At 72.4% G+C, this 6,846-nt stretch carries 6 protein-coding genes and 1 pseudogene; 2 read left to right on the top strand and 5 right to left on the bottom strand.

The genetic code is table 11. The features are described from left to right. Nucleotides 1–630, top strand: a pseudogene (locus D8M29_RS07270) (bifunctional glutamine-synthetase adenylyltransferase/deadenyltransferase); the annotation flags it as partial. A gap of 66 nt (nucleotides 631–696) precedes the next feature. On the opposite strand, the gene D8M29_RS07265 reads toward D8M29_RS07270, so the two are convergent. Together D8M29_RS07265 and glnA are read right to left on the bottom strand one after the other, a co-directional pair. Then, nucleotides 697–1,701 (bottom strand): LLM class flavin-dependent oxidoreductase, encoded by a 1,005-nt coding sequence (locus D8M29_RS07265; RefSeq protein ID WP_036314199.1) that lies wholly within the window; start codon nucleotides 1,699–1,701, stop codon nucleotides 697–699. A 153-nt stretch (nucleotides 1,702–1,854) separates the two neighbouring features. After that, nucleotides 1,855–3,279, bottom strand: coding sequence for a type I glutamate--ammonia ligase (glnA, locus tag D8M29_RS07260; RefSeq protein ID WP_036314201.1), 1,425 nt, complete (start codon nucleotides 3,277–3,279; stop codon nucleotides 1,855–1,857). 151 nt (nucleotides 3,280–3,430) lie between these two features. Here glnA and D8M29_RS07255 point away from each other — a divergent pair, with 151 nt between their 5' ends. Then, nucleotides 3,431–3,931, top strand: a complete 501-nt coding sequence (locus tag D8M29_RS07255; RefSeq protein WP_049146950.1) for an RDD family protein — start codon at nucleotides 3,431–3,433, stop codon at nucleotides 3,929–3,931. Between the two features lie 122 nt (nucleotides 3,932–4,053). Here D8M29_RS07255 and D8M29_RS07250 read toward each other — a convergent pair whose 3' ends face one another. From D8M29_RS07250 to lipB, 3 genes are read right to left on the bottom strand one after another with little or no spacing between them, the layout of a single operon-like run. Next, entirely contained in the window at nucleotides 4,054–4,866 is an 813-nt protein-coding gene (locus D8M29_RS07250; protein ID WP_044659516.1) for a DUF4191 domain-containing protein, read from the bottom strand. 26 nt (nucleotides 4,867–4,892) lie between these two features. Continuing rightward, nucleotides 4,893–5,900 carry a lipoyl synthase gene (gene lipA / locus D8M29_RS07245; protein ID WP_002857341.1) on the bottom strand — a complete coding sequence of 336 codons (1,008 nt, stop codon included), beginning with the start codon at nucleotides 5,898–5,900 and terminating at the stop codon, nucleotides 4,893–4,895. After that, a complete protein-coding gene (lipB, locus tag D8M29_RS07240) occupies nucleotides 5,897–6,598 on the bottom strand; it encodes a lipoyl(octanoyl) transferase LipB (protein WP_036314221.1) in 702 nt (233 codons plus the stop codon). The genes lipA and lipB overlap by 4 nt, the downstream gene beginning before the upstream one ends. Between the last annotated feature and the right edge of the window lie 248 nt (nucleotides 6,599–6,846).

Here is a 6,846-nt window from a genome sequence, read left to right as displayed (position 1 = left end):
GGGCCGCTCGTGCGCACCCTGGACTCGTACCGGGAGTACTCCGGGCGCTGGGCGGAGATGTGGGAGCGTCAGGCGCTGCTGCGCGCCCGGCCCCTGGCCGGCGACGACGACCTGGCCACCGACTTCCGGCGGTGGGCCGACGGGGTCCGCTACGCCGGGGACCTGACCACCGCGGACGCGCGGGAGATCCGGCGCATCAAGGCCCGTGTGGAGGCCGAGCGCCTGCCCCGCGGCGCGGACCCCTCCCGGCACGTCAAGCTCGGCCGCGGCGGGCTCTCGGACGTGGAGTGGCTGGTGCAGTCCCTGCAGCTGCGCCACGCGGGAGAGGTCGAGGACCTGCGGGTCACCGGCACGCTGCCGGCCCTGCGGGCGATCGCCCGGCACGGGCTGCTGCCCGAGGCCGAGGTCGCCGTGCTGGAGGAGGCGTGGCTGCTGGCCACCCGGATCCGCGCCGCCCTGCTGCTGTGGACGGGCAAGGTCTCGGACGTGCTGCCCACGAACATGCGCGACCTCGAGGCCGTGGCCCGCCTCAGCGGGGTGGGCACGGCCGGCGGGGAGCTCGAGGAGCGCTACCTGCGGGTGACCCGCCTGGCCCGTCAGGTGTTCGAGACCCGGTTCTACGGGCTCTGAACGACGCCGGCCCGCCACCTCGACGGGGTGGCGGGCCGGCCGTGCTCCGGTGTCGCGAGCGCCGGCTCAGGCGCGCACGACGTGCTCCCCGAGCAGCTCCAGGGTGCGTCGCCGCACGCCGGCGTCCTGGGCCGCCGTCGTGATGATCAGCTCGTCCGCCTGGACCCGCGCCGCGAAGTCGTGCAGCCACGCCGCCGTCGTCGGGCCGGTGCCCACGGCCGTGCACTCGAGCATCCCGAGCACCTGCTGACCGGCGGGGGAGTGCAGCAGCATCTCGACCTCGTCGTCGGTGAGGGTGCGGCCCCGGCCGAGCATCATCCGGATGCGCGCCCGCTGCGCGGCCTGCCACTCCCGCTCGGCCACCTCCTCGGTGTCCGCGGCGATCACGTTGGCCGCCGCGATGAAGTGCGGCTCCGCGAGGGCCTCGGAGGGCTCGAAGTGCTCCCGGTACAGGCGCGCCGCATGCTCGAGCATCTGCGGTGCGAAGTGGCTCGCGAACGCGTAGCCCAGGCCGAGCTGCGCGGCCAGCTGGGCGCCGAACGCCGAGGAGCCGAGGATGTACAGCGGCACGTTGGTGCCCTTGCCGGGGTAGGCGTCGATGCCGGGGATCAGGCTCTGGCCGGTGAGGTAGCCCTGCAGCTCGAGCACGTCCTGCGGGAAGCGCTCGGCCGCCGACGGATCCCGGCGCAGCGCCTGCAGCGTCCGCTGGTCGGTGCCGGGGGCGCGACCCAGGCCCAGGTCGATGCGGCCGGGGTGCAGCTCGGCCAGGGTGCCGAACTGCTCGGCGATCACCAGCGGCGAGTGGTTGGGCAGCATGACGCCGCCGGAGCCGAGGCGGATCGAGTCGGTGTGCGCGGCCACGTGCGCGATGAGTACGGCCGTGGCGGAGGAGGCGATGGAGGGCATGTTGTGGTGCTCCGCGTACCAGACGCGCCGGAAGCCGGCGGCCTCGGCGACGCGGGCCTGCTCCACGGATTCGGCGAAGGCTTCGCCCATCGGGGCGCCGTCGCGGACGAGGGCGAGGTCCAGCAGGGACAGCGGCAGGGGGGTGGGGGCGGTGTGCTCGGTCATGGTGCTCCTGGTCTGCGGGCCGCCCGGCCGGGCGGAGGTCTCCACAGATCCAGCGCCCACCGGCCCCGGACTATTCCGCGGCCGGGCACGACGACGGCCGCCCGCCTCCGGCGTGGGAGACGAACGGCCGTCGTCGGGGCCGCGGCGGGCGGATCAGACCGAGTAGTACAGCTCGAACTCGTAGGGGTTCGGGCGCAGGGCCAGCGGGGCGATCTCCATCTCGCGCTTGTACGCGATCCAGGTCTCGATCAGCTCCTCGGTGAACACGTCGCCGGCCAGGAGGAACTCGTGGTCCTCCTCGAGGGCGTTCAGGGCCTCGTCCAGGGTGGCGGGTGCCTTCTGGATGTCGGCGGCCTCCTCGGCCGGCAGCTCGTAGAGGTCCTTGTCGATCGGCTCGGCCGGCTCGATGCGGTTGCGGATGCCGTCCAGGCCGGCCATCAGCTGCGCGGCGAACGCGAGGTACGGGTTGCCCGAGGCGTCCGGGGCGCGGAACTCGATGCGCTTGGCCTTCGGGTTGGAGCCGGTGATCGGGATGCGGATGCCCGCCGAGCGGTTGCCCTGCGAGTAAACCATGTTCACGGGGGCCTCGAAGCCCGGCACCAGGCGGCGGTAGGAGTTCACCGTGGGGTTGGTGAAGGCCAGGACCGCGGAGGCGTGCTTCAGCAGGCCGCCGATGTACCAGCGGGCGGTGTCCGAGAGGTTCGCGTAGCCCTTCTCGTCGAAGAACAGCGGCTCGCCGCCGTTCCACAGGGACTGGTGGCAGTGCATGCCGGAGCCGTTGTCGCCGAAGACGGGCTTGGGCATGAAGGTCGCGGACTTGCCGAACATGTTGGCGACGTTCTTGACGACGTACTTGAACTTCTGCAGGTCGTCCGCCGAGTGGGTCAGCGTGTTGAAGCGGTAGTTGATCTCCGCCTGGCCCGCGGCGCCCACCTCGTGGTGGGAGCGCTCTACCTCGAGGCCGACCTCGGCCAGGACCGAGCAGATCTCGTCGCGCAGGTCGGCCTGCTTGTCCGTGGGGGAGACGGGGAAGTAGCCGCCCTTGAGGCCGGTCTTGTGGCTCAGGTTGCCGCCCTCGTCCTCGCGGGAGGCGTTCCACCAGGCCTCGTCCGAGTCCACGGCGTAGAACGAGCCGCGGGGGGAGGACTCGTAGCGGACGTCCTCGAAGATGAAGAACTCGGCCTCGGGGGCGAAGAACGCCGTGTCGGCGATGCCGGAGGAGCTCAGGTAGGCCTCCGCGCGCTGGGCCACGCCGCGCGGGTCGCGCAGGTAGGGCTCGCCGGTGCGGGGGTTCACGATGGAGAAGTTCATCGTGAGGGTCTTGCGGACCCGGAAGGGGTCCACGAAGGCCGTCGCGACGTCCGGGATGAGCTGCATGTCGGACTCGGCGATGCCGGCGAAGCCCCGGATCGAGGAGCCGTCGAAGAGCTGGCCCGTGACGAAGAAGTCCTCGTCGACGCTCGAGGCGGGCACGTTGAAGTGGTGCTGCATGCCGGGGAGGTCGGTGAAGCGGACGTCGACGAACTCGATCCCCTCATCCTTGATGTACGCGAGGACGTCCGCGGGGGAGGTGAACATGGTGCGCTCCTGTGGTCGTGACGATGGTGGCATGTCCGGCACGGCGGCGCTGGCGTGGCGGGTGTCATCACCCTACTTGCCCGGCGGCCTCCGTGGGCGTCGGTGACGCCCCACGGCGAGCCTCGCGGTTCCGCGCCGGTAGGCTGGGCCGGTGGCACGCAGAGCACCCGACCCCGCGCAAGAGCCCGAACCGACCCGCCGCGACGAGCCGCTGATCACCCGGCGCGACCTCGCCGGCTGGGTGGACGGTCCGGGCGGCGGCCTGGCCGGCGGCCGCTGGCCGGGGGACCTGCTGGGCCTGCCCGAGCACGGCCCGACCTCGATGGCCACTGCGGCCCGCCGCGCCGTCGCCCTCGTGATCGACTGGTTCCTGGCCCTGGGCGTGTCCTGGCTGCTCTTCGACTCCGACGCGATCGCCACCCTGATGGTCTTCGCCACCATGCACATCCTGGGCATCACCCTGCTGGCCACCACCGTGGGCAAGGCCGTGTGCCGCACCCAGGTGGTGCGCCTCGGCGGCCGGACCGCCCCCGTGCACCGCGTGGTGGTGCGCACGGCGCTGCTGTGCCTCGTGCTGCCGGCCGTCGTCGTCGGCCCGGACGGCCGCGGCATGCACGACAAGGTCGCCGGCACCGTCGAGATCCGCATGTGAGCGCACCGGCCCGCGCCGGACGACGCCGGATCCGACTCGACGCGAGGCCGGACACGACGAAAGGGGGGCGCCCCGCCGAATCCTCGGCGGGGCGCCCCCCTTTCGCGCGGGTGCGTCGGCGCTCAGCGGCCGCGCATGGCGCGCCGGCTCGGGCGCACCTTGTTCGGGTCGACGCCCTTGGGGATGGGCAGCCGGTTGGTGTTGAGCGCGGTCAGACGCTTGTCCACGGCCTGGACCTCCTGCGCCGTGAGGGCCTTCTTCATGCCCTTGAGCGTGCCGGGCAGCTCGTGCAGCGGGACCTGGCCCTGGCCGTTGCCGGACTCCACCACGGTGACGGGCACGCCGGGCAGGAAGCGGCGCATGGCCTTCTCCTCCTTGACCACCAGCGCGGCGACGCGGGGGGAGGGGCCCTCCGTCACCAGCACCACGCCCGGCCGGCCCACGGCGCGGTAGACGAGGTCCTGGGTCTTCGGATTCACGGCGGCCGGCTGCTCGGGCACGATCCAGCCGCGGCCCAGCGTGGAGAGCGCGGCGCCGGCGGCGCCGGGGCGGCCCTCGAGCTGGGCGAACCCGGCGCGGCGCGCCTTCCGGTTCAGGATGACGACGGCGGCGAGCACACCGAACGGGATCGCGATGAGCAGCCACGTGATCCAGTTGTCCAGCAGCAGGCCGATGACGAGGCCGACGACGAGGGCGGCCAGGAAGGCCAGCAGCATCCACAGACCGACCTTGGGGTCGTGCGCCTTGGTCATGGCGTAGGCCTGCTTGAGCTGGGAGATCACGCCCGGGCCCTTCGCGGCGCGCTTGTCCCGGCGCTGGGCCTTCGTCTGCTCCTTCTCGTGGCGGCGACGCTCGCGCTGCATGGCCTTGACCTCCTTGACCGTGGCGGAGGTGGAGCCGGAGGAGGATGCGGGGGGCTGGCTGTTCTTCGTCATGACGGGATCCAGTCTAGTCGGGCGGCTCAGGACATCTGGGCGACGACAGCGGAGGCCTCCTGGCGGGCGGTCTTCTCCCCGGCCAGGTGCGCCAGGTTCTCCGGCAGGGTCCGGCCGAGGCGCTGCATGGCCTGCGCGTAGAGCTTGCCCGCGCGGTACGACGAGCGCACCAGCGGGCCCGCCATGACGCCCTGGAAGCCGATCTCCTCGGCGCGCTGGGACCACTGGACGAACTCCTGCGGCTTCACCCAGCGGTCGATGGGGTGGTGCAGCTTCGAGGGCCGCACGTACTGCGTGATGGTGATGATGTCGCAGCCGGCCTCGTGCAGGTCCACCAGGGCCTGGTCGATCTCGTGGTCCTCCTCGCCCATGCCCAGGATGAGGTTGGACTTGGTGACGAGCCCGTCGGCCTTGGCCATCGTGAGCACCTTGAGGGACTTCTCGTATGTGAAGGCCGGGCGGATGCGCTTGAAGATGCGCGGCACCGTCTCCAGGTTGTGCGCGAACACCTCGGGCCGCGCGTCGAACACCTGCTGGACGAGCTCCGGCACCGCGCCGAAGTCCGGCGGCAGGATCTCGACGCCGGTCCCCGGGTTGAGCGCGTGGATGCGGCGGATGGTCTCCGCGTAGAGCCACGCCGCGCCGTCCTTCTGGTCGTCACGGGCCACGCCCGTGACGGTGGCGTACCGCAGGTCCATCTCGCGGATGTTCTCGGCGACCTTCTGCGGCTCCTCCATGTCCAGGGGACGCGGCTTGCCGGAGGTGATGTCGCAGAAGTCGCACCGGCGGGTGCAGATGTCGCCGCCGATGAGGAACGTGGCCTCGCGGTCCTCCCAGCACTCGAAGATGTTGGGGCAGCCGGCCTCCTCGCACACGGTGTGCAGGCCGGCGGACTTGACCTTGTTCTTCAGGCCGATGTACTCGGGGCCCATGTGGACCTTGGCCTTGATCCACTCGGGCTTGCGCTCGACGGGCACCTCGGCGTTGCGCGCCTCCACGCGCAGCAGGCGGCGGCCTTCGGGGGCGAGGCTCATGCGGGGATTCCTTCCGTGGGGGTGACGGCGATGTACGCCGGCCCGAGCTCGTCCAGATGACGGGTGAGCACCGGGACGACGTCGGCCGGCGTGATGGTCCGGCCCGTCTCGACCGACAGGGTGGTGGTGGCGGCGTCCGTGATGCCGCACGCGATGATCCCCTCGTAGGGGGCCAGGGAGTTGGAGCAGTTCAGCGCGAAGCCGTGCATGGAGACGCCGTCGTGGATGGACAGGCCGATGGCGCCGACCTTGCGGTCCGGGCGGGCCGTGCCGTCGTCGTCCCGGTCCGCGAGGACCCAGATGCCTGCCCGCCCGTCCACGCGGACGGCCGTGACGCCGAACTCGGCGGCGGTGCGGATCAGCAGCTCCTCGAGGAACCAGACGTAGTCCTTGACGTGGGCACGGTCGCGCAGCCGGACCACGGGGTAGCCGACCAGCTGGCCCGGCCCGTGCCATGTGATCTTGCCGCCGCGGTCCACGTCCACGACGGGGGCGCCGTCCGTGGGGCGCTCGGCGTCCTCGGTGCGACGACCGGCCGTGTAGACGGCTTCGTGCTCCAGGAGGAGGAATTCGCCGTCGGAGCGGCCGGCGACGACGTCCGCGTGCAGGGCGCGCTGGGCGTCCCAGGCGGCGTGGTAGTCCACCAGGTCGGGCGCCAGGCCGAGCACGCGCAGGGGCGGCAGGGGTGTCTCGGGCATGACGTCCACTGTAGTCCTCGGGCCCGGACCTGTGGACAACCGCCGTGACGCTCGGGGACATGCGGCACCCTGGGCTGGAACGGACGGCGCGGCGGAGAGGGGAGACCGATGCGGGACTGGGACGAGGCGGACGGCGGCGCGGCCGGACGCGTCGGCGGCGGGCCGGAGACCGAACCGGCGAGGTCGTCGGCGCCCTGCGCGGCGGCGCCGCCCGCGCCGGGGTGGGAGCCCGTCCGGCGGCCCGGCGG

Source organism: Micrococcus sp. HSID17227 (assembly GCF_003989405.1).
Classification (GTDB): Bacteria; Actinomycetota; Actinomycetes; order Actinomycetales; family Micrococcaceae; genus Micrococcus; species Micrococcus luteus.
The sequence above is the reverse complement of the archived record's forward strand: the minus strand, read 5'-3'. Positions and strand labels throughout refer to the sequence as shown.

Excerpts from the sequence above, each read along its gene's own strand:
- lipB (WP_036314221.1), bottom strand. The coding sequence starts at position 6,598 with ATGCCCGAGACACCCCTGCCGCCCCTGCGCGTGCTCGGCCTGGCGCCC.
- glnA (WP_036314201.1), bottom strand. The coding sequence starts at position 3,279 with ATGTTCACCTCCCCCGCGGACGTCCTCGCGTACATCAAGGATGAGGGG.
- D8M29_RS07250 (WP_044659516.1), bottom strand. The coding sequence starts at position 4,866 with ATGACGAAGAACAGCCAGCCCCCCGCATCCTCCTCCGGCTCCACCTCC.
- lipA (WP_002857341.1), bottom strand. The coding sequence starts at position 5,900 with ATGAGCCTCGCCCCCGAAGGCCGCCGCCTGCTGCGCGTGGAGGCGCGC.
- D8M29_RS07265 (WP_036314199.1), bottom strand. The coding sequence starts at position 1,701 with ATGACCGAGCACACCGCCCCCACCCCCCTGCCGCTGTCCCTGCTGGAC.